28 protein-coding genes and 1 tRNA gene are annotated in these 26398 nt (G+C 63.1%); 20 read left to right on the forward strand and 9 right to left on the reverse strand.

Features of this window, described 5'->3' with window-relative positions:
* Positions 1-4: 4 nt before the first annotated feature.
* From ACE10Z_RS21935 to ACE10Z_RS21960, 6 genes are all read left to right on the forward strand, one after another.
* Positions 5-613 carry a demethoxyubiquinone hydroxylase family protein gene (locus ACE10Z_RS21935; protein WP_375789737.1) on the forward strand — a complete coding sequence of 203 codons (609 nt, stop codon included), beginning with the start codon at positions 5-7 and terminating at the stop codon, positions 611-613.
* 109 nt (positions 614-722) lie between these two features.
* Positions 723-1214, forward strand: a complete 492-nt coding sequence (ribH, locus tag ACE10Z_RS21940) for a 6,7-dimethyl-8-ribityllumazine synthase (protein WP_092114727.1) — start codon at positions 723-725, stop codon at positions 1212-1214.
* Positions 1215-1216: 2 nt separating this feature from the next.
* A complete protein-coding gene (nusB, locus tag ACE10Z_RS21945; protein WP_097673462.1) occupies positions 1217-1711 on the forward strand; it encodes a transcription antitermination factor NusB in 495 nt (164 codons plus the stop codon).
* 176 nt (positions 1712-1887) lie between these two features.
* Entirely contained in the window at positions 1888-2889 is a 1002-nt protein-coding gene (gene thiL / locus ACE10Z_RS21950) for a thiamine-phosphate kinase (RefSeq protein ID WP_375789893.1), read from the forward strand.
* A 223-nt stretch (positions 2890-3112) separates the two neighbouring features.
* Complete coding sequence (locus ACE10Z_RS21955; protein WP_375789738.1) at positions 3113-5233, forward strand: sodium-translocating pyrophosphatase; 2121 nt, start codon at positions 3113-3115, stop codon at positions 5231-5233.
* A 151-nt stretch (positions 5234-5384) separates the two neighbouring features.
* Positions 5385-5540: a hypothetical protein gene (locus tag ACE10Z_RS21960; protein ID WP_375789739.1), complete on the forward strand. Its 156-nt coding sequence runs from the start codon at positions 5385-5387 to the stop codon at positions 5538-5540.
* 48 nt (positions 5541-5588) lie between these two features.
* Here ACE10Z_RS21960 and ACE10Z_RS21965 read toward each other — a convergent pair whose 3' ends face one another.
* Together ACE10Z_RS21965 and ACE10Z_RS21970 are read right to left on the reverse strand one after the other, a co-directional pair.
* The gene (locus ACE10Z_RS21965) at positions 5589-6596 is read right to left on the reverse strand and encodes a Bug family tripartite tricarboxylate transporter substrate binding protein (RefSeq protein ID WP_375789740.1); all 1008 of its coding nucleotides are present in this window, start codon (positions 6594-6596) and stop codon (positions 5589-5591) included.
* A 100-nt stretch (positions 6597-6696) separates the two neighbouring features.
* On the reverse strand, positions 6697-7176 hold the full coding sequence (locus ACE10Z_RS21970; RefSeq protein WP_375789741.1) for an outer membrane protein assembly factor BamE: 480 nt from the start codon (positions 7174-7176) through the stop codon (positions 6697-6699).
* A 137-nt stretch (positions 7177-7313) separates the two neighbouring features.
* Between ACE10Z_RS21970 and ACE10Z_RS21975 the strand changes: the two genes are divergently transcribed.
* From ACE10Z_RS21975 to ACE10Z_RS22005, 7 genes are all read left to right on the forward strand, one after another.
* Entirely contained in the window at positions 7314-7865 is a 552-nt protein-coding gene (locus tag ACE10Z_RS21975; protein WP_375789742.1) for a ubiquinol-cytochrome C chaperone family protein, read from the forward strand.
* On the forward strand, positions 7862-8449 hold the full coding sequence (locus ACE10Z_RS21980; protein ID WP_375789894.1) for a DUF177 domain-containing protein: 588 nt from the start codon (positions 7862-7864) through the stop codon (positions 8447-8449). Before ACE10Z_RS21975 ends, ACE10Z_RS21980 begins: the two co-directional genes overlap by 4 nt.
* A gap of 315 nt (positions 8450-8764) precedes the next feature.
* Positions 8765-9826, forward strand: a complete 1062-nt coding sequence (plsX, locus tag ACE10Z_RS21985; protein ID WP_092114721.1) for a phosphate acyltransferase PlsX — start codon at positions 8765-8767, stop codon at positions 9824-9826.
* Positions 9823-10800 (forward strand): beta-ketoacyl-ACP synthase III, encoded by a 978-nt coding sequence (locus tag ACE10Z_RS21990; RefSeq protein ID WP_375789743.1) that lies wholly within the window; start codon positions 9823-9825, stop codon positions 10798-10800. Before plsX ends, ACE10Z_RS21990 begins: the two co-directional genes overlap by 4 nt.
* Positions 10801-10930: 130 nt before the next feature.
* Positions 10931-11266, forward strand: coding sequence for an integration host factor subunit alpha (locus tag ACE10Z_RS21995; protein ID WP_035631661.1), 336 nt, complete (start codon positions 10931-10933; stop codon positions 11264-11266).
* Positions 11267-11394: 128 nt separating this feature from the next.
* A complete protein-coding gene (locus tag ACE10Z_RS22000; protein WP_375789744.1) occupies positions 11395-11988 on the forward strand; it encodes a MerR family transcriptional regulator in 594 nt (197 codons plus the stop codon).
* 99 nt (positions 11989-12087) lie between these two features.
* A tRNA-Pro gene (locus ACE10Z_RS22005) sits at positions 12088-12165 on the forward strand.
* Between the two features lie 552 nt (positions 12166-12717).
* On the opposite strand, the gene ACE10Z_RS22010 is transcribed toward ACE10Z_RS22005, so the two are convergent.
* The 3 genes from ACE10Z_RS22010 to ACE10Z_RS22020 form a co-directional block, all read right to left on the reverse strand.
* Entirely contained in the window at positions 12718-12870 is a 153-nt protein-coding gene (locus ACE10Z_RS22010; protein WP_375789745.1) for a zinc finger domain-containing protein, read from the reverse strand.
* Positions 12871-13116: 246 nt separating this feature from the next.
* The gene (locus ACE10Z_RS22015; protein ID WP_375789746.1) at positions 13117-13317 is read right to left on the reverse strand and encodes a hypothetical protein; all 201 of its coding nucleotides are present in this window, start codon (positions 13315-13317) and stop codon (positions 13117-13119) included.
* Positions 13302-13565: a hypothetical protein gene (locus ACE10Z_RS22020; RefSeq protein ID WP_375789747.1), complete on the reverse strand. Its 264-nt coding sequence runs from the start codon at positions 13563-13565 to the stop codon at positions 13302-13304. Before ACE10Z_RS22020 ends, ACE10Z_RS22015 begins: the two co-directional genes overlap by 16 nt.
* Before the next feature lie 555 nt (positions 13566-14120).
* Here ACE10Z_RS22020 and ACE10Z_RS22025 point away from each other — a divergent pair.
* The gene (locus tag ACE10Z_RS22025; protein ID WP_375789748.1) at positions 14121-14810 is read left to right on the forward strand and encodes a hypothetical protein; all 690 of its coding nucleotides are present in this window, start codon (positions 14121-14123) and stop codon (positions 14808-14810) included.
* Between the two features lie 178 nt (positions 14811-14988).
* Here ACE10Z_RS22025 and aspT (ACE10Z_RS22030) read toward each other — a convergent pair whose 3' ends face one another.
* Both aspT (ACE10Z_RS22030) and aspT (ACE10Z_RS22035) read right to left on the reverse strand, forming a co-directional pair.
* Positions 14989-16683 carry an aspartate-alanine antiporter gene (gene aspT, locus ACE10Z_RS22030; protein WP_375789749.1) on the reverse strand — a complete coding sequence of 565 codons (1695 nt, stop codon included), beginning with the start codon at positions 16681-16683 and terminating at the stop codon, positions 14989-14991.
* Between the two features lie 15 nt (positions 16684-16698).
* Entirely contained in the window at positions 16699-18390 is a 1692-nt protein-coding gene (gene aspT / locus ACE10Z_RS22035; RefSeq protein WP_375789750.1) for an aspartate-alanine antiporter, read from the reverse strand.
* 365 nt (positions 18391-18755) lie between these two features.
* Between aspT (ACE10Z_RS22035) and aspD the strand changes: the two genes are divergently transcribed.
* The 3 genes from aspD to ACE10Z_RS22050 all read left to right on the forward strand — a co-directional run bounded on the left by aspD (position 18756) and on the right by ACE10Z_RS22050 (position 21246).
* A complete protein-coding gene (gene aspD / locus ACE10Z_RS22040) occupies positions 18756-20387 on the forward strand; it encodes an aspartate 4-decarboxylase (protein WP_375789751.1) in 1632 nt (543 codons plus the stop codon).
* A gap of 218 nt (positions 20388-20605) precedes the next feature.
* Positions 20606-20785, forward strand: a complete 180-nt coding sequence (locus ACE10Z_RS22045; RefSeq protein WP_375789752.1) for a hypothetical protein — start codon at positions 20606-20608, stop codon at positions 20783-20785.
* A 143-nt stretch (positions 20786-20928) separates the two neighbouring features.
* Positions 20929-21246: a hypothetical protein gene (locus tag ACE10Z_RS22050; protein WP_375789753.1), complete on the forward strand. Its 318-nt coding sequence runs from the start codon at positions 20929-20931 to the stop codon at positions 21244-21246.
* 36 nt (positions 21247-21282) lie between these two features.
* Here the strand turns inward: ACE10Z_RS22050 and ACE10Z_RS22055 are convergent, their stop codons facing one another.
* A complete protein-coding gene (locus ACE10Z_RS22055) occupies positions 21283-21675 on the reverse strand; it encodes a hypothetical protein (protein WP_375789754.1) in 393 nt (130 codons plus the stop codon).
* A gap of 395 nt (positions 21676-22070) precedes the next feature.
* Here ACE10Z_RS22055 and ACE10Z_RS22060 point away from each other — a divergent pair, with 395 nt between their 5' ends.
* Positions 22071-23150 (forward strand): AI-2E family transporter, encoded by a 1080-nt coding sequence (locus ACE10Z_RS22060; RefSeq protein WP_375789755.1) that lies wholly within the window; start codon positions 22071-22073, stop codon positions 23148-23150.
* The gene (locus tag ACE10Z_RS22065; protein WP_375789756.1) at positions 23150-23587 is read left to right on the forward strand and encodes an ion channel; all 438 of its coding nucleotides are present in this window, start codon (positions 23150-23152) and stop codon (positions 23585-23587) included. Before ACE10Z_RS22060 ends, ACE10Z_RS22065 begins: the two co-directional genes overlap by 1 nt.
* Positions 23588-23595: 8 nt before the next feature.
* Here ACE10Z_RS22065 and ACE10Z_RS22070 read toward each other — a convergent pair whose 3' ends face one another.
* Positions 23596-24264 carry a helix-turn-helix domain-containing protein gene (locus tag ACE10Z_RS22070; protein WP_375789757.1) on the reverse strand — a complete coding sequence of 223 codons (669 nt, stop codon included), beginning with the start codon at positions 24262-24264 and terminating at the stop codon, positions 23596-23598.
* A 233-nt stretch (positions 24265-24497) separates the two neighbouring features.
* On the opposite strand from ACE10Z_RS22070, the gene ACE10Z_RS22075 reads away from it, so the two are divergent.
* On the forward strand, positions 24498-26342 hold the full coding sequence (locus ACE10Z_RS22075; protein WP_375789758.1) for an ABC transporter substrate binding protein: 1845 nt from the start codon (positions 24498-24500) through the stop codon (positions 26340-26342).
* Positions 26343-26398 lie beyond the last annotated feature (56 nt).

The following is a 26398-nucleotide window of genomic DNA, read 5'->3' on the forward strand; positions in this document are numbered from 1 at the left end:
TTGAATGAGCGGTCAAGCGGCCGGATCGATTGATCGCCTTCCGCTTGCGCCGCGCGACGCCCTGACAGTCGCCCGCATCGTCAAGGTCAATCACGCCGGCGAGTTCGGCGCCATCAGGATCTACTCGGCACAGCTGCTGGTTTCGGGATGGTTCTGGCCGGATTGTATTCCGGCGCTCGCCCATATGCTCAAGCATGAACGCAATCACTGTGCGATCTTCCGCGCGGCGATGCCGTCGCGACAGGCGCGGCCCTGCCGGGTGATGCAGCTCTGGAGCTATGGCGGCTGGTTGCTTGGATTTTTCACCGCCTGTCTTGGCAGACAGGGAATATGGGCCTGCACCGCCGCGGTCGAGGCGGCCGTCCACCGCCATCTCGACGATCAGCTGCATTTCCTCTCGGACCGCGATCACGAGCTGTACCGGATCATCATGTCGATCCGGGAGGAGGAACTGGCGCATCTGCGTCATGCGGAAGAACAACTGCCTTCGCCCGGCCGCCTGCTGCGGAGTCTGCGCCGAGGCATTGGGGTCGTTACCGACGCGCTGATCTGGCTGTCGACCTGGGGTGATTCCAGCCGGATGGCCTATGCACTGCGGGCGAAGCCGACCTGAAAAATCAGGCCGATCGTGGTGACATCCGGGCCAGTATTGCCCTTGGCTTTACCGCCTGCTGCGCCTAAAACGCTGCACAACTCCTCCCCAAGTTCCGATTGGTATTGCAATGGCTGACGCGCGGCGCGCACCCCTGAAGGACCAGACCGACATCACAGGCGCACGCGTGCTGATCGTCGAGGCCCGGTTTTATGACGACATCCAGGACGCGCTGCTGGAAGGCGCGCTCGCCGAGCTGAAGACGGCGGGCGCCAGCCACGACGTGATCACGGTGCCGGGCGCGCTGGAGATTCCAGCCGCGATCGCGATCGCGATCGACGCCGCGGCGGCGAACGGCAAGCCCTATGACGCGGCGATCGCGCTCGGCTGCGTGGTGCGCGGCGACACCATCCATTTCGAGATCGTCTCACAGGAATCCTCGCGCGGATTGATGGATCTGGCCGTGAGCCGGAAATTCCCGCTCGGCAACGGCATTCTCACCGTCAACACCGAGGCGCAGGCCTGGGCGCGGGCGCGTGCCAGCGAACTCAACAAGGGCGGCGACGCCGCGCGCGCGGCGATCGCGATGCTGCGGATCAAACGCCGCCTGGCAAAGGCCTGACCATGGCTGACAACAAGAAGCCCGCGAAAGCCCCCGACAGGAAAGCCAACCGGCGCGGCGCGGCACGGCTCGCGGCCGTGCAGGCGCTGTACCAGATGGACATTGGCGGCGCGGGTATCAACGACATCTTCGCCGAGTTCGAGAGCCACTGGCTCGGCAACGAGGTCGAGGGCGAGAAATACCTGCCGGCGGAAGCGGCGTTCTTCCGCGACGTCGTCTCCGGCGTGGTGCGCGACCAGGCCAAGCTCGATCCGCTGATCGACGAGGCGCTGTCCAAGGGCTGGCCGCTGAAGCGGATCGACGCGATCCTGCGCGCGGTGCTGCGGGCAGGGTCCTACGAGCTCGAGCATCGCCGGGACGTGCCGGGCCGCGTCGTGGTTTCCGAATATGTCGATGTCGCGCACGCCTTTGTCGAGAAGGACGAGACCGGCATGGTCAATGCGGTGCTCGACCAGATCGCACGCCAGTTCCGCGGCGACGAGTTTGTGCGGAGCTAGTTGACGCGACGCCTCCCTCCGTAGCCGTCACCCCGGCGATGAGCGCAAAGCGCTCACGCCTGAGGTGCCGGAGCGAAGCGGAGGCCTCGAAGGGTGGCGGCGTGGCTTGGTGGGAGCGGGGCGTGCATCCTTCGAGGCTCGCTCCGCTCGCACCTCAGGATGACGGGTCGGCTATCGTGGCGCAGAGCGACAAACAGGTTTCCGGCGAAGACTCCCTGATCGCGCGCTACTTCAAGCCGCTGGCGACCGACCCGGGCGCATTCGGCCTCGACGACGATGCTGCCGCACTGAGGGCCGCCGGCGAGGACATCGTGGTCACCACCGATGCCATCGTCGAGGGTGTGCATTTCCTCAGCGACGATCCGCCCGATACGCTGGCGCGCAAGGCGCTGCGGGTGAACCTGTCCGACATCGCAGCCAAGGGGGCTGCGCCGGCCGGTTTCGTGCTGACGCTGGCGCTGCGCGGCGCCGAAGAGGCCTGGCTCAAGCCGTTTGCCGCAGCGCTCGGTGACGACGCCAGCCATTACGGCTGCCCGCTGCTCGGCGGCGACACGGTCTCGACGCCGGGCCCGCTGATGATCTCGATCACCGCGTTCGGGCGGCTGCCTCAGGGCAAGATGGTGCACCGCGCAGGCGCAAAGGCCGGCGACCGCGTGTTCGTGACAGGTACGATCGGGGATGCCGCGCTCGGGCTCGATGTGCTCCAGGCTGGTTCGGTCGCGGCGGCACTGGCGGACGATGCCGCCGGCCGGGATTATCTTGCCGGCCGCTACCGCGTTCCGCAGCCGCGCAACGCCCTTGCCAAGGCCGTCCGCAGCTACGCGAGCGCGGCGATGGACGTGTCCGACGGTCTCGCCGGCGATCTGACCAAGCTTTGCGCAGCCAGCCGTGTGACGGCCGTGATCAACGTGCCGAGCATCCCGTTGTCGCCTGCGGCCGCGGGGCTGCTCGCGCGCAAGGCGATCGGTATCGAGACCCTTGTCGCCGGCGGCGACGACTACGAGCTGTTGTGCGCGGTGCCGGGCGATCGCGCGGACGCCTTTCTGCGCGAGGCACGGCAGGCCAAGGTCGCTGTCACCGCCATCGGTGGCCTCATTGCAGGCCTGTCACCGCCAAGCTTTCTCGACGGACAGGGCAGGGAACTGGCGCTGAAGCGCCTGTCCTACAGCCATTTCTAGAACGTTCGGCCGAAACGCGCCGACTTTCCTTCTAAATTGCTGCCGATATCGGCGTTTTCGGCCGTAGGTGGCGTTGCACAGCGGTAACGATTTTGGCAAGGTCGCGCCCGATTTGAGGCAATCCGTTTTTGGGGAGGATTGTCCTCGCAAAATAAGCGCCTGCCGCCCCCTAGCGGCACAATGAAGGCGCGGGGGTTACATCAAGGATCTGAGGCAACATTCAATGACAGCTTTATGGTTGATTGTGCTCTGCGGGGCGCTTTCCATCGTCTACGCGATCTGGGCGACGCAGTCGGTCTTGAACGCGGATGCGGGCACTGCCCGCATGCAGGAAATCGCGGGCGCGGTGCGCGAGGGCGCACAAGCCTATCTGCGGCGGCAGTACACGACGATCGGCATGGTCGGTATCGTGATCTTCGTGGTGCTGGCCTACTTCCTTGGCCTTCTGGTGGCGATCGGCTTTGCGATCGGCGCCATCCTGTCGGGCGCGGCCGGCTTTATCGGCATGAACGTCTCGGTGCGCGCCAACGTCCGCACCGCGCAGGCGGCGACCACTTCGCTCGCCGGCGGCCTCGAACTCGCCTTCAAGGCGGGCGCGATCACCGGCATGCTGGTTGCCGGTCTCGCGCTGCTCGGCGTCACCATCTACTTCATGGTGCTGGTCAAGTTCATGGGGCTGGAAGCCGGCAGCCGCACCGTGGTCGACGCCATGGTGGCGCTCGGCTTCGGCGCCTCGCTGATCTCGATCTTCGCCCGTCTCGGCGGCGGCATCTTCACCAAGGGTGCTGACGTCGGCGGCGACCTCGTCGGCAAGGTCGAGGCCGGCATCCCCGAGGACGATCCGCGCAACCCGGCCACCATCGCCGACAATGTCGGCGACAATGTCGGCGACTGCGCCGGCATGGCGGCCGACCTGTTCGAGACCTATGCGGTGACCGCGGTCGCCACCATGGTGCTCGCGGCGATCTTCTTCGCCAAGACGCCGATCCTGGTGAACATGATGACGCTGCCGCTCGCGATCGGCGGCATCTGCATCATCACCTCGATCATCGGCACCTTCTTCGTCAAGCTCGGCGCCAGCCAGTCGATCATGGGTGCCCTGTACAAGGGCCTGATCGCCACCGGCATCCTGTCGCTGGTCGGCGTCGCGGCCGTGATCAACTGGCTGATCGGCTTCGGCAAGCTCGATGGCGTCGGATTCACCGGCATGGCGCTGTTCGAGTGCGGCGTGGTCGGTCTCGTCGTCACCGGCCTGATCATCTGGATCACCGAGTACTACACCGGCACCGACTACCGCCCGGTGAAGTCGATCGCGGCGGCGTCCGTCACCGGTCACGGCACCAACGTGATCCAGGGCCTCGCCGTCTCGATGGAGGCGACCGCGCTGCCCGCGCTCGTCATCATCGCCGGCATCCTGGTCACCTACAGCCTGGCCGGCCTGTTCGGCATCGCGATCGCGACCGCCACCATGCTGGCGCTGGCCGGCATGATCGTCGCGCTCGACGCCTTCGGCCCGGTCACGGACAACGCCGGCGGCATCGCCGAGATGGCGGGTCTGCCCAAGGAAGTGCGCAAGTCGACCGACGCGCTCGATGCGGTCGGCAACACCACCAAGGCGGTGACCAAGGGCTACGCGATCGGCTCCGCCGGTCTCGGCGCGCTGGTGCTGTTTGCGGCCTATAATGAGGACCTCAAATTCTTCATCGCTGACTCCGCCAACCACCTCTACTTCAAGGGCGTCAACCCGGACTTCTCGCTCAACAACCCGTACGTGGTGGTGGGCCTGCTGTTCGGCGGCCTGCTGCCGTATTTGTTCGGTGCGATGGGCATGACCGCAGTCGGACGCGCTGCGGGTGCTATCGTCGAGGAGGTGCGCCGTCAGTTCCGCGAGAAGCCGGGCATCATGCAGGGCACCGACAAGCCGGACTACGGCAAGGCGGTCGACCTGCTGACCCGTGCGGCGATCAAGGAAATGATCATCCCGTCGCTGCTGCCGGTGCTGTCGCCGATCGTCGTCTACTTCCTGATCTATGCGATCGCGGGCGGTGGCGCGGCCGGCAAGTCGGCGGCGTTCTCCGCGGTCGGCGCCATGTTGCTCGGCGTCATCGTCACCGGCCTGTTCGTCGCGATCTCGATGACCTCGGGCGGCGGCGCGTGGGACAACGCCAAGAAGTACATCGAGGACGGCCACTACGGCGGCAAGGGCTCTGACGCCCACAAGTCCGCGGTGACCGGCGACACCGTCGGCGATCCCTACAAGGATACGGCGGGCCCGGCGGTCAACCCGATGATCAAGATCACCAACATCGTGGCGCTGCTGCTGCTGGCGATCCTGGCGCACTGAGCGGTACGACAAGATTGAATGCAAAACCCCGCGGTGCAAGCCGCGGGGTTTTTGTTTTGCGTGGACTTGGTTCGGTGTACTGCCGGATTGATCGGCTTTCCGCCAACGCCATCCGCCGACAACCAGACGCGAACAACACGGAGATCAATCGATGTCGCTCTCATCCGCCCGGAACTTTGCGCTCCGTGCCTCCAAGTCGCAGGATCAGAAGGAGGCCATCGAGCTGTTGTCGCAGGCGATCCTGGAACTGGCGATGTCGATGGAAGCAACCGACGCCAAGATCAAGAAGATCAACAAGTCATCGTAGCATCAGCCGCACCGTGCTCCGGGAAGATTGCGAGTGACGGCTGCGCCGTCACTTGACCTCCATCTGGAGCCCTTCCTTTTCGATGATGGCGGCGAATTTCTTCGTCTCGGCATCGACGAAATCAGAGAATTGCTGCGGCGTGCCGTAGTCGGCGCGGGCGCCCATGCCGGCGATGTTCTTTTTGACGTCGTCGCGCTCCAGCATCGCCTTGATCTGACGATTCAGCTCGTCGACCACGGGCGCGGGCGCAGTCTTCGGCAGGAACACACCGAACCAGGAGGCGACGTCGAATTTGGCGAGCTCCGGCGCACCCTCGCGCATCACAGGCAGATCGGGCGCAGAGTCGCTGCGCTCGGTCGTGGTGACGCAGAGCCCGTTGAGCTTGCCGTCCAGCACTTGCGGCAGCGACGGATAGAGATTGTCGAACAGGATCTGGATGTCGCCGGCGAGACCGGCCTGCAGCGCAGGGCCCGCGCCACGGAACGGCACATGCGTCATCTTCAGACCGGTGAGTTGCAGGAACCAGGCGCCGGTGAGGTGAGGGCTCTGCCCGGTGCCGGACGAGCCGTAGGTGAGCTTGTCGGGGTTCTTCTTGAGGTACGCGATCAGTTCGGGGATCGACTTGATGCCGGTCGATGGATGCGCCGAGACGATGTTCGGGATCCGGATCATGTTGGAGACCGTCTGCAACTGGTCGGCCTTGTAGGTCAGGTTCCGGAAGATGCTGAAGGCGATCGCGTTCGGGCCGGGATTGCCGATCAGGATGGTGTGGCCGTCGCCCTTGCTGCGGGCGACCTCCGCGGTGCCGATGGTGCCGCCGGCGCCGGAGCGATTCTCCACCACGACCGACTGGCCCCAGAGCGGCTGCAAATGCGCCGCCAGCAGCCGCCCCATCACGTCGGTCGAGCCGCCAGCCGCTGCCGGCACGATGATCCGAACGGTTTCGGTCGGCCGCCAGTCGCCGGCACCGAGACAGGCGCGCGGCAAGATCGACGCCGCCGAAAATGCGGCCGCGCCCGACAATACCGTACGACGGGAAAATCTTTTGGCTCTCACGCGCTTACCCCCTGCTCGGACTTTCTTGTTTGCGAGCAAGCGTAGGGGACCGCTTGCCCGTAGGGCAAGCGCGGCAACTTGGCGCAGCTTGGCTTAAGCTCTAGTTGAAGCTCAGCAGCTTGAAGAGCGGTGTCAGGTACGACATTTCCTGGCCCGACGTCGGCGTGGTGCGGCTGACGAAGTCGAAGATCTTGCCGTCCTTCAGGCCGTAATTGGCGAGCCGGCGCACCTGGCGGTTTTTGTCGAAATAGACCGCGATGACACGCTGGTCGACCACACGCTGATTCATGAAGGCGACAGGGCGCGAGGTCCGCTGCGAGATGTAATAGAACACCTCGCCGTCCAGCGTTGCGACCGTCGAGGGGGTGCCGAGCACGATCAGGACCTGATCCTGGCTCGCGCCGATCGGAATCTGCTCGAGTGCTCCGTCGGGCAGGATGTAGCCCTTCTGGAATTGCTCGCCGGCGCAGCCGCCGAGCGCGGCGGCGCAGAACAGACCGACGACCGCAATGGCGCGGAAGCGCGTGAGGAACCCGCGCGCGGAAGCCGTGCGAGACTGTCTTGGAAGAGTGTGGTTCATCGGCGGAACTGATCCGTCCCCTTGCATCGGCCGGAGCATTGACGTACCGGGCAGCTTAATGGATTGCAATCATGCCGAGCTCCAATGGGCGAACCTTCAACAGGTGTCCTTTGGGGGGCCGGCAGCCGGAACCCGTCATGCTTTGGCCGTTCAATCACTTCAGAAGACCCCGGGTGCCCGCGCGCAGCACCATTGAGACCATCTATGGCATGATCGTGACGCAGGCGCGAGAACCGTTGTTTTACCGTGACTTGGGCGTTCCGGACACGGTTAATGGCCGTTTTGACCTGCTTCTGATGCATCTGTGGCTGGTGCTGCGGCGATTGAAATCCGCAGAAGGCGGCGTGGAGTTGTCGCAGGCCCTGTTCGATCATTTCTGCATCGACATGGACGACAATCTCAGGGAAATGGGGGTCGGCGACCTGACGGTGCCGAAGCGGATGCAGGCGTTCGGCGAGGCCTTTTACGGCCGCACCGCGGCCTACGACCTGGCGCTGGCCGACAGCGACGAGGCCCTGTGCCAGTCGTTCTGCAAGAACATCCTCAATGGTCAGAACATCGACAAGGCCCGCGAACTGGCCGTCTATGCCAGAGAGGCGATGGCGGTGTTGGCTCGCGCCGACCTCGCGGCGCTGACCGAGGGGGCATGGCGCTTCCCGGCGCCGCAAGCTGCGAGGACCACGGCATGAGCGGCGGCAGCACAGGACGGCCCGATGCCGCGCGGGATCCTTGGCGCGTTCTCATCAACGTCGCGCAGATCCCGGATACCGGGCTGCATCGCGAGATCGTGGCCGACGAGGCGACGCGCAAGGCGATCGCCGAGGTCGCCGAGTTGCGCGAGGTCGCCTCCGCGCATGCCGAGTTCGATCTGCAGCCCAAGCGCGACGGCAGCTGCCACGTCACCGGCAGGGTTTGGGCTCGGATCGGCCAGACCTGTGTGGTGACGCTCGATCCGATCGAGAACGAGATCATTGAGCCGATCGACGTGGTGTTCGCGCCGCCCGAGCAGATCCCGGAAATGGCCGACCTCGTCGACGACGCCGAGGAAGGCGACGAGGAGACCCCGGATCCGCCGGAGCCGATCGTCGGCGGCTTCATCGACATCGGCCGGCTCGCCACCGATGCGCTGTTTCTCGGCATCGACCCGTATCCGCGCAAGGCGGATGCGGTCTTTGAACAAGAGGTTGAAGCGCCTGATCCGGAAAATCATCCCTTCGCCGCGCTGAAGGCGCTGAAGGAAGAGCCCGGCGGCAAGAAGCCGAAGGGGAGTTGAGGGAAGCTGACGGAACTTGAGGGCGGCCAGCGCCAACATTTGAGGGGATGGCTTGCCTGCAGGCCTGCGCGAGGGGTGTTCCCGGTTACTTCAAGTATTTGTTATAATAGTTTGAAATATCATGTATTTCTGGTAAGTCTTGATGTATTGCGTGACGGTTCGGCGCCTCGGTTGTTTGTGGTCAAGAGGTTGTGTCGGACCGCGGACACGCTATTGTCGCGGCCCGGCGTTTCGCCGCGCGCCGTTGACGGCGGTGACTTCAAGCTCGCGGTCTTCATCTGAAGGGCTGTGGGAGAGCAGGCTTCCGGGACGTTCATGCCTCATAAGGTTCGAATCGCGCTTGACGCCATGGGGGGCGATGTCGGCGCATCGGTGGTCATTCCCGGCGCCGCGATCTCGTTGAGTCGTCATCCCGACAGCGAATTCCTGCTGGTCGGAGACCGCGCCCAGATCGAGCCGGAGCTTGCGAAACATCCTGCGCTGAAGGCGGTATCGAAGGTGATACATACCGACGTCGCGGTGAAGAATGACGAGAAGCCGAGCCAGGCGCTGCGGCGAACCCGCAGGGCGTCGTCGATGTGGCTGGCGATCGATGCGGTGAAGCACGGCGAGGCCGACGTTGCGGTCTCCGCCGGCAACTCAGGCGCACTGATGGCGATGGGCAGTATCAATCTGCGGACGTTGCCGGGCGTCGACCGCCCGGCGCTCGCTGCGGCGTGGCCGACGCTGCGAGGCGATTCGGTGGTGCTCGATCTCGGAGCCTCGATCGGCGGCGACGCCCGCCATCTGGCAACGCTCGCGGTGATGGGCAGTGCCATGGCGAGCGTGCTGTTCAATCTCGAACGGCCGACCGTCGGCCTGCTCAATATCGGCTCCGAGGAGATCAAGGGGCACGGGGAAATCCGCGAGGCCGCCGAGATGCTGCGCGCGATGAACGCGCCCCAGTTCAACTATATCGGCTTTGTCGAGGGCGATGCGATCGGCAAGGGGCTCGCCGACGTGATCGTGTCGGAAGGCTTCAGCGGTAATATCGCGCTCAAGGCCGCCGAGGGAACCGCGCGCCAGATGTTCACGCTCTTGCGCGAGGCGATGTCGTCCAGCTGGCTGGCGAGGATCGGCTATCTATTTGCCCGCGGCGCGTTCCAGAAGCTGCGCGACAAGCTCGATCCCAACAAGTCGAACGGCGGCCTGCTGCTCGGCCTGAACGGCGTGGTGGTCAAGAGCCATGGCGGCATCAACGCGGAAGGCTTTGCCTATGCGGTGGATGTTGGCTATGAGATGGCCCACTACGATCTCCTCACCAAGATCAATCAGATGCTCAACCGCGACGGCGGCGCCCTGGTAAAGGCGCAGACCGCGCAGGAGGCTGTCTCGTGACTGCGATACGTTCGGTAGTGCTCGGCTGCGGCTCATATTTGCCGGAGCGGGTTTTGACCAATGCCGAACTGGCGAGCCGGATCGACACGTCGGACGACTGGATCGTGCAGCGCACCGGCATCAGCGAGCGGCACATCGCGGCCGATGACGAGTTCACCTCGCATCTCGCCATCAATGCCGCACGCGCCGCGCTCGCCGATGCCAAGATCGACGCCCAGTCGATCGACCTGATCGTGCTGGCGACCTCGACCCCCGACAACACGTTTCCGGCGACCGCGGTCGCGGTCCAGCACGGGCTCGGCATCAACCACGGCGTTGCGTTTGATCTGCAGGCGGTGTGCTCCGGCTTCGTCTTTGCGCTGACCACCGCGGACAATTTCCTGCGCGCCGGCGCCCACAAGCGGGCGCTGGTGATCGGCGCCGAAACCTTCTCGCGCATCCTCGACTGGAACGACCGCGGCACCTGCGTGCTGTTCGGCGATGGCGCCGGCGCGGTCGTGCTGGAGGCGCAGCAGCATTCCGGCACGACGGACGATCCCGGCGTGCTGACGACGCATCTGCGCTCGGACGGACGCCACAAGTCGAAGCTGTTTGTCGATGGCGGTCCGGGCTCGACCAAGACGGTCGGCCATCTCCGGATGGAAGGCCGCGAGGTATTCAAGCACGCCGTCGGCATGATCACCGATGTGATCGTCGATGCGTTCAACGCCACCGGCTTCACCGCCGACGACATCACCTGGTTCATTCCGCATCAGGCCAACAAGCGAATCATCGATGCCTCGGCCCACAAGCTGCATATTGCGCCGCAGAAGGTGGTCTTGACAGTCGACAAGCACGGCAACACCTCGGCGGCCTCGATTCCGCTCGCGCTGTCGGTCGCCGTGAGGGACGGGCGCGTCAAGAAGGGCGATCTGGTGCTGTTCGAGGCGATGGGCGGCGGCTTCACGTGGGGCTCGGCGCTCGTGCGCTGGTAGCGCATCGCCAAAGAGTATCGGCAGGTTGCCGGCATCTTTCCAGCGCCCGGACGCTGGTCGCTGTTGACCATTGCGCGCTAAGCTTTTAATTTCAGTCAAGAAATTGTTCGCCGAGAGTGCGGGGCAGGCGATGACCACGGGAACCGGAAAAACAGTGACGCGCGTCGATTTGTGCGAGGCGGTCTACCAAAAGGTAGGTCTGTCGCGCACGGAATCGTCGGCGTTTGTCGAGTTGGTGCTGAAGGAGATCACCGATTGCCTGGAAAAGGGCGAGACGGTGAAGCTGTCCTCATTCGGCTCCTTCATGGTGCGCAAGAAGGGCCAGCGTATCGGCCGCAATCCAAAGACCGGCACCGAGGTGCCGATCTCGCCGCGGCGTGTGATGGTGTTCAAGCCGTCGGCGATCCTGAAGCAGCGGATCAATGGCCACGTCGTCACCAATGGCGACGGCAGCAAGGCCGACTAGAGCGTTTTCAAGCGAAGTGGATACCCGGTTCGCGTGAAGAAAACGCGCCGAAACCAGAAACCGGAGCCCCGTTCCGATTCAATCGGAACGGAAACGGCTCCAGGCATTGAAGCCAGAGGAGCGGGCATTTGGACAAGGCGCCGGATGCGTTCCGTACCATCAGCGAAGTCGCAGATGAGCTCGATATTCCCCAGCATGTGCTGAGATTCTGGGAAACGCGCTTCGCGCAGATCAAGCCGATGAAGCGCAGCGGCGGACGCCGCTACTATCGCCCCGACGACGTCGACCTGCTCAAGGGCATCCGCCGGCTGCTCTACGGCGAGGGCTACACCATCCGGGGCGTGCAGCGGATCCTGAAAGAGCATGGCATCAAGTCGGTGCAGGGCATCGCCGACCAGACCGCTGCCGTCTCGTTCGGCGCGGTCGAGGAGGCGGTCGGCAACAGCATGGCCGAGCCCGACGATCTCGAGGGCAATGACGGCCTCGATTTCGACGGCGAGGAGGGCGACGGCGACGAGAAGGGCATCGACTACCGATTCGTCGATCCCGACGAGGACCCGATCCTGTCGACCTACAAGGCGCACGCCCACCCCGGCAAGGCGCCGGCCGCGCCGCCGGTGCGTCCCTCCGTCCCGTCGGTGGACCGGGAGCGGCTCGAACGCGCGCTGCAGGAGCTGGTCGCCTGCCGGCAGCTGATCGACGCGGCAATGAAGGACGGCTGAGCCAAGGAAGCTGCGGTGGGGAACCGGGCCCCGGATTGCAGCCTTTAAGCGCTTGGTCCGCCTTGCGCGAACGCAGGATCGCAGCTAATGGAACGGCATCGGAGCGTGGCGCAGCCCGGTTAGCGCACTAGTCTGGGAGACTAGGGGTCGGAGGTTCAAATCCTCTCGCTCCGACCATTTTTCTCTATTCATTCAATACCGGATCGGGTCGGGCGGTTGCCGCTGAACCGCCCGTTGCCATTTCGTTGTCAATTTCGTTCGCGCAGCGTTCTGATTTCGTAGTCCGTTCTCATGGGCCGTCTGGTGCTGGCCTGTTTTATTCTCTAGTGGCCTAATTTGATTTTGGGAGTGGCCTGTTTCGAATGAAGCGGGCTGGAACCAAGACTTGGCCGATGTTCTCGGTTGGACAGCTGAGTCGGCAATCCAATGTTCTGCCCGTAGCAATACCTATGGTCCGGCCAACTGTTCTCAATCCACAGCGCAGAGGAGTTACCGGGGTTCTCCGTGCGTGAACACGGAGCGCGGCGTAAGGATGCTGTCAGCAAGAAATGTTTCGATACAATGACACTTCCCAGCCTCGGGATGTACCGCTCTGAGGCCGTCTCGTGGACGGTTGCAGCAAATGGATCCATCGGGCCGACAATTCTGGACCTATCAGTTGATAGGCTATGCCGTGATAGCTCTCAGCGTCGCGGCCATCATCGCGATCGTTCTCGCATAGAGGTCGCCTCAGTTGGCATTGTCCCTGATCTTGCCTTTACCTTCGCAGGCCGCGCATTTGACCGGATAGATTCTGTGACCCGGCTGGACCGCCTGCGCAATCGGCTGGACGCCCGTTCCATTGCAGGCCGGGCAGATACGCTCTTTGATCTTCGGCTGCATGTTGAGCCTTTCTGGCCGCGCCTCAATTGGGCGGCTATCGCTTCACTCCGTGAATCGAAAGGGGCCGCCCACGCGCGGCCCCGTTGCCGGTTTAGTTTCGAAAATCGGTTCGGGATGAAAATCGAGCATCGGCAAGACCTACGTTAGAGTTTTCAACAAGTTTTTAGGATTCCGGGAAAGTACGGTGTTTTGCCATTATGCTGCTGTTCGCCACGGTGATGCTCACCGGCATACAATAAGGCCGCCTCAGTTGGCGGCCTCTTTCCCTTCCCGGCTTGCCTTGTCGCGATAATTCTCAAGCTTCTCGATCGCGTTCGCCGCCAGCACGCCACGGCGCGCAGGGTACATATCAATCACGCGCAGCGCCTTGTCGACGGTCCTGCCGCCAAAGCTCGGCGATCGAGCATGGGTTTCTCCGATGGGGGGAAACGCTATTTCGGAAGGCATTCTACATTGTAAGCAATGATGATCTGCGCCGGGTCGGCCTTGCCGACGCTTTTCAGGTCTTCAAGGCCGCTTCTGAGCTTGGCTCCCGCCTCTTTCAGGCTGCCTTCGAGTGTGGCCTTGGCCGCCCTGCATCGCTCTTCGCTCGTGAATTCCTGGAACACCACGGTTGGGAGCAGCCTCCATTCCGCCTTGTCGATCGTAGCGGCTGGGCTGACCGAATAGGAGAACACGTACATCAGTATCCACATCAGCGTGCTCCTGTTGCGATGCGAGGATCGCAATGGTTTGCCCACTACCGATGAGCCCCGTGGTTGACTTGGATCAAGAGGGCTCAACTAGTTTGGTGTCGTGTGTTTCGACCGAACCCAGGTGGTCATCTCCTGCAGTCAATTGAACCGGCGGTGGTCACAGCGGCATGACGGATCTTCTGGCATCACCATGCCGGCGCTACGGATCGCTGGGGCCCCGTGGTTGCTGCGACCGGATGGTCGATGCTTCATGCGGCGCCCACCGCAATCGGGACTCACGCGACGTCGACGGTCGGCTTTGAGACCGCGCAGAGGATGGCTTTCTTTCCGCTGATCATCCCGCCGACGACCGGACCGGGGACGATGCGACGGCGATCGCCATCGGGCCCCGGCGGCGGGTTGACTATCTGATCTCCCGTCGATCAATCCGGGTTCGGGGCCGTGGTCGCGGTTGACCTATGTCAAGCGTCACGGCCGTTCCTCCGATCATGCTGCGCTATGGCTTAACGTCGATCGGGGTGAGATGTGCCTGGCCCGGATAGCTGTTGGATTGGCATGGCTCGGATCGGGGAGGCGGCCAAGACCGGACTGAGCGCCGCGATGCTGCTGCTGTCAACCAGCTGTCTCGCGATGGACATCGTGCGTGTGCCCAATTGCACAGGAGATGTCCTAAAGCTGAGCGGCGACATCGGGCCTGGCGATTTTGCCCGTTTTCGTGGGTCGGTGGGCGCGGAGAGGCGCGTGCGTGGTGTCGATCTCGACTCAGGCGGCGGCTCTCTCGATGAGGGCTTCCGGATTGCCATGCTTGCCCATCGACTGCAGCTCACAACCTACGTCTCCGGAGAATGCGACTCAGCCTGCGCATTCATTTTTCTGACAAGCACGAAGCGCTACGTGTCGCCGGCCGCCAGGATTGGCGTTCATTCCGTCTCCAATGTGCACGGTAACGAAGATAACGGGACCATTCGCGACACGATTAGGCTGGCGCGATTGATGGCCAAGAACGGGATTTCTCCCTCGGCGATCGGCAAGATGGTGACGACCCCACCGGGAAAGATGTCTTATTTGAACAAGGACGATCTTGCGGCGCTCAAGGTCATCGTGCGCAATCCCTTCGATCGCATCATCCGCACCTCAACGGCGCAAGCCATGAAAGGCGCGTCGACTTGTGACACGGGAGCTTCGAACAGCGTGTCGAAAGAGGAAGGTCCTGCGTCGGCGGGTAGCGGCGGAAAGAAAAGCTAGGCGGCGATACGCCGACCAGTTCGAGGCGTTCAAGAAGCTGGCGGTCGAACGCGGGGTCGGCGCGGAGGAAATCGCCGCCCGTTTCGGCGTGACGACGCATGCGGCAACGCCTGCGAATAGGCGCTGTCTCCCCGAAGCTGATACAGCGCCATCGCGACGGCGACCTGTGCGCGTCGGCTCATCCGCCGATGACGACCACCATGATCGATCCCCAGGTCGTCAGCAGAATGTTCGAGATCGGATAGGCGGGCGTATAGCCGAGCACCACCACGGAGCTGCCCGAGCGTTCCTGAATGGCAGCCATCGCTGCCGTGACCGTCTGTGCACCGGTCAATGCACCGAGCAGGAGGATGGGATTCATGCGCAGCACGAAGTGGCCGAAGCAGAAGCCGACGATCTGCGGCAACAGGGTGACGATCATGCCGCCCAGAAGCAGGCCGATGCCCGACTCCCGTATGGCGGAAAGGAAGATCGGTCCGGCATGAATTCCGGTGAGGCCGACAAAGGCCGCCAGTCCGAGCGACGTCATCAGGCTGATCGCGCCATCGGGGATCCGGCCGAAATACGGCAGACGGGTGCGGAGATAGCCGACCAGAAGTCCGGCGAGCAGGGTGCCGACGCTGGTGCTCAGCGAGATCGTGATGCCGCCAACGGAAAAGCTCACGAGAACGCCGACGAGGCCGCCGAGGAAAATCGCGAGCCCCAGCACGACGAAATCGATGCTGGTGCTCGGCGCGACGATGACGCCGATGCTCTTGGCCGCATTCTGCACCACCGCTTCAGGACCCACGATGCGAAGCAGATCGCCGCGCTGCAGGACGACGCCGGCGGCAATGGGAAGTGCCTCGCCACCCCGGCTCACCGAGCGCAGATAGAGGCCGCGTGCCCAGCTCTGCTCCGACGCCTGTTGGAGACTGCTGCCCGCGAGCCTCGGGTCGATCAGGAACACGTCGGCCGCGACCAGCGGGATATCGAGCAGCTCCCGGTCTTCCACCTCCTGGCCGCGCGGTCCGATCAGCTCCACGACGGTTTGGCGCGGAGCGGACAGCGCGACAACGTCGCCGGCCGCCAGTATGGTTCCAGGCTCCGCCTCGAGGATGCGCTCTCCGCGGCGGATGCGGTGGATGAACACGCGCTGCTCGGGCACCCGCGCCTCGGCGGCCGCAACCGTCAATCCGACGATCGCCGCATGATCATCCAGCCGGTAGGCACGCATTTCGAACTTGCGCCAGGCGGACGCTAGGCCGGGCTTGGTGCGCGTGATGCCCAAGGCCTGTTCCAGCTTGAGCGCTTCCGTCTTCAGGTCGAATTTAAGCAGCGCCGGAACGACCATCGTGCAGAATGTGATCACGCCGGCATAGCCGAAGATGTAGCAGACCGCATCGGCCACCGCGATGTGCGAGACGAACAGCGCACGCTGCGCTTCGGACACGGGTAGCGAATTGACTGCGTCGGTCGCCGTACCCATTGCTGCGCTCTGGCTGAGCGCACCAGACAGCAGTCCGGCCGCAAAGCCGGGGTCGAGTCGCAGCACGCGTGCCACGGCGATCGCCGCCGCAAGACCGGTCAGACTGACGACAACGGCCATCAGCACCGGCTTCAGCCCGTCGCGCTTCATCGCCAGCACGAATTGCGGACCGACCGAATAGCCCACCCCGAACAGGAACAGCAGGAACAGGAACGATTTGGTCATGCTGGACACGGGCACGTGCGCGAAATCGCCGACCGCGAGGCCGGCGAAGAGCGCGCCCGTCACCGGGCCAAGGCTGAAAGCGCCGATCCTGAAGCTGCCGATCCAGTAGCCCGCCGCGATCACCAGGAACAGTGCGAGCTCCGGATAGCGGACGAGAAACTGCTGCAGCCAGATCAACATCGTCGCTCGCCGCGGCTATGTCATCATCATCACCAGCACCATGCCCCAGATCGTCAGCAGCGTGTTTCCGACCGCGTAGGTGACGGTGTAGCCAAGGCCGGGAATCTGGCTTTTCGCGCGATCATTGATCATGCCCAGCGAGGCGGTGGTCGTGCGCGCGCCGGAGCAGCATCCGAGCAGGATCGCGTCGTGGAAGCGGAACAGGTATTTGCCGACGAACATCGCCAGGATCAGCGGCACCGTGGTCACGACGACGCCCCAGAGGAACAGGCTGAAGCCGAGTTTCTGAAGACCTGCGACAAATCCCGGTCCCGAGGAGATACCGACCACGGCAATGAACACGTTCAGGCCGACCGAGTTCATGAACCACACGGTGGGTGACGGGATGCGGCCGAAAGTCGGGTGCACCGATCGCAGCCAGCCGAAAAACAGACCGGAGATCAGCGCGCCGCCGGAGGTCGACAAGGTGAGCGGCACGCTTCCGATCTTGTAGACGAAGGCGCCGAGAAGAGCGCCGATCGCAATCGCTGCGCCGATGAAGGCGACGTCGGCAACGTCGGTTGCGCGATCCGGCCGGCCCAGCATCTTTGTGGTGACAGCGACATCGGGCGTGCGGCCGACCAGGGTGACGATGTCGCCCCGGTTGATCTTCGTGTTCGGCAGGATCGGTATCTCGGTCGCGATCGCGCCCCGAACGATCCTGCGCAGGAATACGCCGCGCGCGCCCGGTTCCTTCGCCAGTTGCTCCAGCGTCTTGCCATCGACGTCCTTGCTGGTCACGTAGACGTCGACGCCCTCGATCGGTACCGCCAGCAGCTCGCGATCGTCGACTTCCTCCGCCTGCTCGCCGATCAGCTGCACGAGCACATCGCGGCGGCCGGCGACGGCGACGACATCGCCGGCGTGAATCACCGTGTCGGAAGTTGCCTCCACGATCTTTCCACTTTGCCGAAGCCGCAGGACGAAGACGCGATGATCGGGAATCAGTGACTCGGCCTGCTCGACCGTCTTACCGACGACAGGCCCACGCTCGCGAACGCGGTAGGCGCGCAAATCGAACTGGTGCCAGGCCGTCCCGGGGCCACCCAGCTCCTTTTTGCCGCCATGCTCCTCCTCATATTTCTTGCAAGCGGCCTCGAGATCGATACCGAGCAGCGCAGGGCCTAGCAGGGCGAGGACGATCGCCGACCCAACCGTGCCAAAAATATAGGTCACGGCATAGGCGACCGGCATCGCATCGAGCAGTTTCTTGGCTTCGTCTGCGGGCAGACCGAGGCGATTGATGGCGTCGGTCGCGAGCCCCATCGACGCAGAGATCGTCTGCGAGCCGGCATAGAGCCCGATGGCCGATCCGACGTCGTAGCCGGCGATCTTCGCGCCGAAATACGCCGAGAGCAGACAGAACACACACACCACTGCGGCGAAGATGGCCTGCGGAACGCCGTCCTGCGCGATGCCGCGCACGAATTGCGGTCCGACGCCGTAACCGATCGCGAACAGGAACATCAGAAAGAAAAACGGCTTGAGCGGACCTGAAATGGTGATGCCGATCTGGCCGATGATGACCGCGGCAACCAGCGTCGCGGTGACCGCGCCGAGACCGAGACCCTTGTAGGTGAAGGACCCGAAATAATAGCCGAGGGCCAGCGAGAGGAAGATCGCGATTTCGGGATAGGTGCGGAGCGTCTGGAAGAACCAATCGATCATGATGTCACCCGTTCATGCTGTCCCGGGGCTTCGGCATGCGCCCGCTTCGATGTCGTGCAGGGGGCCGAAAAGGGCGAGCAACTGTATCGATCGACATCAGGCGCCGGTCGGCAGGAGGGATGTTGATCTATGTCAACCGCACCTGCGAGAGCCTCGCGATTTCATCATCTTGCCGACACCACACGTTTGGTTCGTACGATTGCATCGTGACGCGGCCATCCGTCGCTGCGGTAGCGTCGCTTGCGCGAGACCGTTGACATAGATCAAGGCTCGTCACCTGCCGGCGATCATGCTGAGCGCGATTGCGCAGGCGAGGAGCCTGTCCGCCTCCATTCCAACACCTTGCATCGTCCCGGGAGTGTCAAATGGCCGATCTTCTGACCTTAAAGAAATTCGAGGCGTTGAGCCCCTTCGAGATCAAGGACGAACTGATCAACCTCGCGAAGAGCGCTTCGAAGCAGAGTCAAATGGCCTTCCTGAATGCCGGGCGGGGCAATCCGAACTGGGTGGCCACGACGCCGCGCGAAGGCTTCTTCCTGCTGGGACAGTTCGCCATCACCGAGAGCAAGCGGGTGGTGGAGCATCCGGCGGGGATCGGCGGCATGCCTCAGGCAAAGGGCATTGCCGGACGGTTCGAGGCCTGGCTCAAACAGCACAAAGACATGCCCGGCGCGAGCTTCCTGACCGAGATGCTGCCTTTTGCGGTGAAGAAATTCGGCTTCGATCCCGACGCCTTCGTCCACGAACTGGTCGATTCGATCATTGGCGACAATTATCCGGTGCCGGACCGCATGCTGGTGCATAACGAAAAGATCGTGCACGAGTACCTGATGTGGGCCGTCTGCGGCGAGCCCCGGCCGGCCGGCAAGTTCGACATCTATGCGGTCGAGGGCGGCACGGCGGCGATGTGCTACCTCTTCAAGTCGCTGAAGGCCAATCGGCTGCTGGTGCCCGGTGATACGATTGCGCTGGCGACGCCGATTTTCACGCCCTACATCGAGATGACGCACCTGGAGGACTACGATCTGAAGGTCGTTCAGATCAGGGCTCCGCAGGAAAACAAATTCCAGTTCACCGACGAGGAAATCAAGAAGCTGGAGGATCCGAAAGTTAAGGCCTTCTTCGTCGTCAATCCGTCCAATCCTCCGGGGATGGCGTTGAGCAAGGAGACGGTCGCCAAGTTGGCCAATCTGGTCAAGACCAAGCGCCCCGACCTGATGATCCTCACCGACGACGTCTACGGAACCTTCGTGCACAACTTCCGTTCGTTGCTCGGCGAGCTGCCGCACAACACCATCGGCGTCTACTCCTATTCGAAGTATTTCGGCTGCACGGGATGGCGGCTCGGGGCCATCGCGATCCACGAAGACAATATCTTCGACAAGAAGATCGCCAAGCTCCCGGACGAAGCCGTGAAGGCGCTCGACAAGCGTTACGGACCGCTCACGCTCGAACCGCGTAAGCTCAAGCTGATCGATCGCATCGTGGCCGACAGCCGCGACGTGGCGCTCAATCACACCGCGGGACTGTCGTTGCCGCAGCAGGTGATGATGAGCCTGTTCTCGCTCGCGGAGATGATGGATGTGAAGAAGGCCTACCAGGCCGCCTGCATGGAAATCGTCAACAAGCGCCTGTGGTCGCTGCTCGACGGGCTCGGGCTTGCGGACAAGCTGACCCCAAATCCGAACTACGATGCGTACTACGCCCTGGTCGATTTCGAGTTCTGGGCTCGCAAGAACATCGGCGACGATGCCGTCGAACACCTGAAGAAGAATGTCCACCCCTTGGATCTCGCGTTCAGGCTGGCCGAGGCCCACGGGATCGTGCTGTTGAACGGAGGTGGCTTCGATGCTCCGGAATGGTCGCTTCGGGTATCGCTCGCGAACCTCCCTGACGATGTCTACGACGACATCGGACGAGGCGTCCGGACCATCGCCAGGGGCTATCGCGATGCCTATGAAGCTGCGACGGGGAAGGGCGGAGGCGCAAGGCGCTGACGAACTTAAATTCCATGGGTCGGAGAGCCCCCGTTGATTTCCGGCGCGACAGCTGGCCGCGGATAACACCGCCCGGTCATCCGTCATCCGGGTGTCGCGTCGTCAACCGGTCTACTCTTATAGTCCGATTGGGTTAGCAGGGTTGTCGCAAGTGTGTTCGATCGTGTGGCACAAGCTGCACTGGTCAGACGGTTTCCCCGTGATCTAGGATGACGATCATGAGGAACGGCAGCGACACATTGAGTCGAATCGTTCGTGTACGCCCGCCGGCTCGCGGCCGCCGCTGGTTGAATCATTGGCTTGAGGCCATCGACGGCGATTTTGCGTTCAGGATGATCGTTGTGACGGCTGGCGCCGTGTCGACCATGGCGTTTGCATTCGGATTGCTGTCGCCCTGAGCACGCGGTTACCGGAAGTCGAGCGAGTTGATGTCGGTGACGAGATCGGCGCCTGCAATCGCCACGAGCCCGGTCTTGACCGCATGGCTGCCGACGATCATGTGGCAATATCGCCACGGGCTCGCGTTGTTCAGCCAGTGCCATTGAGATCAGCAGGTATTTTAGCTTGGTCGCAACGTCGAGACCGCCTGGCGGGTAGGTTCGCTGTCGGGGCCTGCGTCACGATCTTCTTGTTCTGCTGTGCACAACAGACGGTCGCGCTGCCGCTGACCCCTTTCCGTTACGAGGCCCTGGCTCAGCGGCATTGTCCGGGGGATACGGTGGTCTGGCTCGATCTCCGCCGCGGACGCTATTTTCTCAAGGGGCAGAGCCGCTATGCCAGGGGCTTCGACGGCAGTTTCGTGTGCAGGAACGAAGCCCGCGACAGCGGCTATCGGCGATCGTTGTTGGGTCTCCGCTGATATCAGCAAAGGCCGGCGTGGCGCCCCACAACCGACCTACCATCCGTAGTAATAGCGCGGCTGGCTGTAATAGCCGTAACCTCCGCCAGGCGGGCAATAGCCGTAACCGCCGTAGCCATATCCGCCGCCGTAATAGGGATATCCGCCATAGGCTGAGCTGGCGATGGCTCCGCCAACGATCGCGCCGGCTGCGGCGCCGCCCCATCCTCGATAACCCCATCCACGATAGCCCCAGCCGCCGTAGCCTCCTCTCCAACCGCGGTAGCCCCAGCCACCGCCCCAGCCGCCCCAACGGATCTGGACGGCGCTGTTGTCGATCGCGCCTTTCATGGCAGCGATGTTGGTCGGCAGCGGGGCTGCCTCGCCCGCGCCGACGCCGATCCCGCTCGCAAGCAGGATCAAGGCCAGCAAGGTTTTGATGTTCTTCATGACGTCCTCATACCCGGGTGATGCAGGCGGTCGTGATGCGACGACGGCCAACTTGCAGATCGCACGCAGCGAGCCTGTCAGGCGGCGCCGGCCGAGGCTTGATTTGAATCAAAGTGACCATGGTGACTGCTCGGCAGGGCAGACGATTGATCCTGCACCTTGGGACAATTGCCGGAGGCGGCAGTCCGCCGCCTAATCGGGGCGCGATCGTGGTCGTGATCCCGACCGTGATCGCATCCCGACGACGTTGGAGCGGCCCCGATTCCTACCCCCGAATCGGGGCCGTCTCGTTGCGAGGGGCGAACGCATGACGCTTGATCTGGATCAAGCAGTGCATGCCAAGGCGATGGCACCGCTTCCCGTGTGCCTGCTGATGCTCAATCGAAAGCACGTTCTTGAAAACCCTTCGCCAGCTCGTGGCCGGAGACGAATTCATCCAGCTCGCAATTCGCCTCGGATTGCTGGCGTTGCTGATCTACTGGTCGTTCGTCCTGGTCCGCCCGTTCGTTCCGATCCTGGCCTGGAGCGTCGTGCTCGCGGTCGCGCTCTATCCGGTCTTCAACTGGCTTACAGGCACGCTCGGGGGCCATGCGGGCATCGCCGCCCTGGTCCTGACCCTGATCGCGTTGGCCGTCGTCATCGGACCGGCGACCTGGCTCGGGATCGGGGCGGTGGAGGGGGTGAGGGAGCTCGCCGGACAATTGAGCGCCGGTAACGTTGTGGTGCCGTCGCCGATGCCGGAGATCAAGGATTGGCCGCTGATCGGCGGCCCGCTCTATGACCTCTGGGATCGGGCGTCGACCAATCTGCGCGCCGTGCTGCGCGAGGTCGTGCCGCACCTGAAGCCGCTGGCCGGGATATTGTTAGCGTTTGCGAGCGATGCCGGCGTCGGGATGCTGAAGTTTTTGCTGGCGGTCGTGCTGGCGGGGTTCCTGTTTCCCCACGGCCGGCAGCTTGCCGCGGCATGCAGGGGCTTCCTGTCCCGCATCGTGCCGGAGCAGAGCGAGCACTTCCTTGACCTGGCCGGCGCGACCATTCGGGCGGTCTCCCAGGGCGTTATCGGCGTCGCCGTCCTGCAATCGCTACTCGCCGGAATTGGCTTCAAGCTCGCCGGGATTCCGAGTGCGGGCCTGCTGGCGTTCGTCGTGATGTTGTTGGCGATCGTGCAGATCGGGGCGGCGATCGTGCTGTTCCCCGTCGTCATCTGGCTCTGGTCGGCCAAAGACTTCACGACGGCGCTCGCCCTGACGTTGTTCTTCCTGGTCGTCGGCGTTCTCGACAATGTGCTGAAGCCGCTGGTCATGGGGCGGGGACTGACCACGCCGGCCCTTGTCATCTTCGTCGGCGTGATCGGCGGCACGCTTGCGCACGGCATCGTAGGCCTGTTCATCGGCCCGATCATTCTCGCGGTCGCCTGGGAGCTGGTCACGGCGTGGATCCGGGACGACCGTGCCCGGCTGACGGGTGAACGATGATGCTGTTTCAACTCGTCGTCGGATCGGCGGTCAGCGCGATCAATATCGTGCTCCATTCATTGTTCACCGTCCTGGTGATCGGACTGGTACGGAACGTCGCCCTGAGCGCTACTGGCCGGTTTGAGCTGCAGCTCAGCGGCGTGATGGTTGCGACCGCGCTGATCCTGATGGTGGCTCACATGATGGAGATATTCGTATGGTCACTGGCCTATCTTGCTATCGGTGCGGCGCCAGCGGCCGCCAATCTGCTCTATTTCGCCTTTGTGAACTACACCACGCTCGGCTATGGCGACGTCGTTCCGGTCAAGCAGTGGCTGCTGGTTGGCCCGATGGCTGCCATGAACGGCATACTGATGTTCGGCTGGTCGACTGCGGTCCTGTTCGAGGTGCTGCAAAAGACCATCGAACGCCAGGGGACACTCACGAAATCCTCGTAATGTCCCGGTCAGTTGTCGAGCCTGGAGAGTTGGTCGCGGTCAACCAGCATGATTTCGCGCTGGTTCGAACCGAGGAAGTTGAGGGCTCCGTAGGCGTGCAGCTTGGATAGGACTCGCGATACGGTCTCGAGGGTCAGCCCGAGATAGTCGGCGATATCGCGCCGGCACATCGGCAGGGCGACGACGCTGACCCCCGTCAGCCGGCGATCCATTTCGAGCAAGAACGCCGCCACGCGTTCCAACGCGGTCTTGCGGCCGAGCAGCAGCATGTGATCTTCGGCATGCTGCAGGTTGCTGGTGGTCATGATCAGCAAATTGCGAGCTAGGGTGGAATCGGAATGGGCCCCCCGTTCGAGGCTCATCCGCTTGATCAGGCGCACGTTCGTGTCGACGATAGCTTCGGCCGTGAAGCGATGCGTTTCGGCATTCTCAAGGCCGAAAATGTCCCCGACGAGGTGAAAAGCACCGATCTGACGTCGTCCGTCGGAGAGGAGCTTGTAGCTGCGGACAGCCCCTGAAACGACCTGGTAGACGTACTCCGCGGGCTCCTTCTCGCCGTAGATCTCGGCACCCCTTCTGTAGTGGAATTCGCTGGTGATGAAGTTGGCGTGCTGGGCGGTCAGCCCACCGAGGATGCTCGGTACATTGGCCGGTCTGACGTTGACGCGAGCGAACATGGACCAACTCTCTTACTGAGACTTTGCGGCTTGAAAATCCTTGGCCGCGTGCAATGACTACGACGGGGCCCGACCAGGCTCTATTGGTCTTGAGGCCATTGTCCCAAAGGACAGGGTGCGCGGAATGCAGCAATTTGTTCGTAATTGGTACCCAAGTCCCGGATTACTTTTCAGCATTTGCGACCATAACGTGCTAGCTTTCCCGAACCCGTTGATCTCCGGCTGCGAGCGCTATGGGTAAGGCAATTCGGCTCTCTCGACTGATCATCCTGCTGGTTACCTTGCTGTCGCCGGCTGGTCTCCAGGCGCAGGATATGCGTCCACGTTCCATGCTGGTGCTGGACCAGTCCGATCGGCGTGGCCCCTTCTACTCCCAGGTCTTCGTCGGGCTGAGGGACGCCGTGAGCGCACACGGTCACGCTCCGACGACAGTCTACACCGAAAGTCTCGATCTCACCCGGTTCGGCGGTGAGGGCTATCAGGACGGTTTCCGGAGATTTCTCGAGGAGAAATACCGCGATCGACCGATCGGCGTCGTGATTGCCGTTGGAGCGGCGGCGCTCGAGCTTGCAATCCGCTGGCGCCCACAGCTTTGGCCCGACACGCCGATCGTGTTCACGCTGGTCGAGGAGGCCGATTTCAAGCGATTGCGGCCGCCGGCCTATGTCACCGGCGGAATTGTGGCCTTGAAGCTCAAGGACGCCGTCTCGGCCGCCCGCGCCGTGGTGCCAGACCTCAAGACGGTCGTGCTCGTTGGCGCCGAATGGGATCAGCAAGTCCTTTTTCGCAACTGGAAGGACCAGGCTGTGGCCGGCCTTCCGGGCCTCGACCTGATCGAGATCATCGGACGTCCGATGCCCGACGTCATCGAGCAGGTGGCCGCGCTACCGGATCACAGCGCGATCATTTACACAGGGCTCTATAGCGACGGCAAAGGTAACTACTATCCGCCTTCGGATGCCCTTGCATTTGTCGCGGCGAAGGCAAATCGTCCCATCGTCGTTGCGGCGGAGACGTTCCTCGAGCCGGGCGGCATCGGCGGCTTCGTTATCGTCCCGTCTTTGATCGGCGCCGAGGCAGCACAGAGGGCGCTACGGATCCTGGATGGAGAAGCGCCGGAGAACCTGCCGCCGTCGGTCATCAATGCCGTGAAGCCGATCTTCAACTGGCAGCAGATGCAGCGCTGGAACGTCAGCGAAGCCGGTCTGCCGCAAGGCAGTGAGATTCGCTTCCGTGAGCCTAGTCTTCTGGAAAAATATCGCTGGCGGGCCGTTGCGCTCGCTACGGCGTTGCTGGTCCAGACCATGCTGATTGCGTTCCTTCTGCACGAGCGATACATGCGACGAAAGGCAGAGGTCGAGGCCCGCAATCGCCTTTCCCAGCTTGCTCACAGCAATCGCCAGGCGACCGCCGGAGAACTGTCGTCCTCGATCGCCCATGAGCTCAATCAGCCGCTTGGCTCAATTCTAACCAATGCCGAGAGCGCGGAGCTGATCCTCGGCTCGCCGACGCCCGACCTCCAGGAGGTGCGGGAAATCATTTCCGACATCAAGCGCGATGATCTGCGTGCGAGCGAGGTGATCCGACGGATGCGTAGCCTGCTGAAGCGTGCGCCATTTGAGAAGAAAGAGATCGATCTCAACCAGACCATGCGGGAAGCCTTCGATTTCCTCAAATTGCAGGCCTCGGCGCGCAACGTCGCAATCTACCTGCAGACGTCGCCGCAGACCCTGCGGGTGAAGGGTGACCCGGTCCAGTTACAGCAGGTCATTCTCAACCTCGCGGTCAACAGCATGGACGCGATGGGAAAGATGCCCTACGGGCGCACGATCATCGGGCGTACCGAAGTCAACGGAGGGGCGTCGGCCGTAATTTCGATCTGCGATTCCGGTCCGGGAATTCCCCCGGACAGGCTGAACGAGATTTTCGATCCGTTCTTCACCACAAAGGATCAGGGAATGGGTATCGGCCTGTCAATCGCCCGCACGATCGTTCTGGCGCATAGTGGTCAGATCTGGGCTGAGAACCAGTCCGGTGGTGGAGCGGCTTTCCATCTTTCATTGCCGCTGGCGGCATAGCGCGTTTGGGCTGTTACTTTAGCAGGAGGCAGTGCTAACTTGGCGATCGCAGTCTT

It is taken from the genome of Bradyrhizobium sp. Pha-3, assembly GCF_042258615.1.
Classification (GTDB): Bacteria; Pseudomonadota; Alphaproteobacteria; order Rhizobiales; family Xanthobacteraceae; genus Bradyrhizobium.

Coding starts and splice junctions, on each gene's coding strand:
- ACE10Z_RS21935 (WP_375789737.1), top strand. CDS start 5: ATGAGCGGTCAAGCGGCCGGATCGATTGATCGCCTTCCGCTTGCGCCG.
- ribH (WP_092114727.1), top strand. CDS start 723: ATGGCTGACGCGCGGCGCGCACCCCTGAAGGACCAGACCGACATCACA.
- nusB (WP_097673462.1), top strand. CDS start 1,217: ATGGCTGACAACAAGAAGCCCGCGAAAGCCCCCGACAGGAAAGCCAAC.
- ACE10Z_RS21955 (WP_375789738.1), top strand. CDS start 3,113: ATGACAGCTTTATGGTTGATTGTGCTCTGCGGGGCGCTTTCCATCGTC.
- ACE10Z_RS21960 (WP_375789739.1), top strand. CDS start 5,385: ATGTCGCTCTCATCCGCCCGGAACTTTGCGCTCCGTGCCTCCAAGTCG.
- ACE10Z_RS21970 (WP_375789741.1), bottom strand. CDS start 7,176: ATGAACCACACTCTTCCAAGACAGTCTCGCACGGCTTCCGCGCGCGGG.
- ACE10Z_RS21975 (WP_375789742.1), top strand. CDS start 7,314: ATGCTTTGGCCGTTCAATCACTTCAGAAGACCCCGGGTGCCCGCGCGC.
- ACE10Z_RS21980 (WP_375789894.1), top strand. CDS start 7,862: ATGAGCGGCGGCAGCACAGGACGGCCCGATGCCGCGCGGGATCCTTGG.
- plsX (WP_092114721.1), top strand. CDS start 8,765: ATGCCTCATAAGGTTCGAATCGCGCTTGACGCCATGGGGGGCGATGTC.
- ACE10Z_RS21995 (WP_035631661.1), top strand. CDS start 10,931: ATGACCACGGGAACCGGAAAAACAGTGACGCGCGTCGATTTGTGCGAG.
- ACE10Z_RS22010 (WP_375789745.1), bottom strand. CDS start 12,870: ATGCAGCCGAAGATCAAAGAGCGTATCTGCCCGGCCTGCAATGGAACG.
- ACE10Z_RS22015 (WP_375789746.1), bottom strand. CDS start 13,317: ATGCCTTCCGAAATAGCGTTTCCCCCCATCGGAGAAACCCATGCTCGA.
- ACE10Z_RS22020 (WP_375789747.1), bottom strand. CDS start 13,565: ATGTGGATACTGATGTACGTGTTCTCCTATTCGGTCAGCCCAGCCGCT.
- ACE10Z_RS22025 (WP_375789748.1), top strand. CDS start 14,121: ATGGCTCGGATCGGGGAGGCGGCCAAGACCGGACTGAGCGCCGCGATG.
- aspT (WP_375789749.1), bottom strand. CDS start 16,683: ATGTTGATCTGGCTGCAGCAGTTTCTCGTCCGCTATCCGGAGCTCGCA.
- aspT (WP_375789750.1), bottom strand. CDS start 18,390: ATGATCGATTGGTTCTTCCAGACGCTCCGCACCTATCCCGAAATCGCG.
- aspD (WP_375789751.1), top strand. CDS start 18,756: ATGGCCGATCTTCTGACCTTAAAGAAATTCGAGGCGTTGAGCCCCTTC.
- ACE10Z_RS22045 (WP_375789752.1), top strand. CDS start 20,606: ATGAGGAACGGCAGCGACACATTGAGTCGAATCGTTCGTGTACGCCCG.
- ACE10Z_RS22055 (WP_375789754.1), bottom strand. CDS start 21,675: ATGAAGAACATCAAAACCTTGCTGGCCTTGATCCTGCTTGCGAGCGGG.
- ACE10Z_RS22065 (WP_375789756.1), top strand. CDS start 23,150: ATGCTGTTTCAACTCGTCGTCGGATCGGCGGTCAGCGCGATCAATATC.
- ACE10Z_RS22070 (WP_375789757.1), bottom strand. CDS start 24,264: ATGTTCGCTCGCGTCAACGTCAGACCGGCCAATGTACCGAGCATCCTC.
- ACE10Z_RS22075 (WP_375789758.1), top strand. CDS start 24,498: ATGGGTAAGGCAATTCGGCTCTCTCGACTGATCATCCTGCTGGTTACC.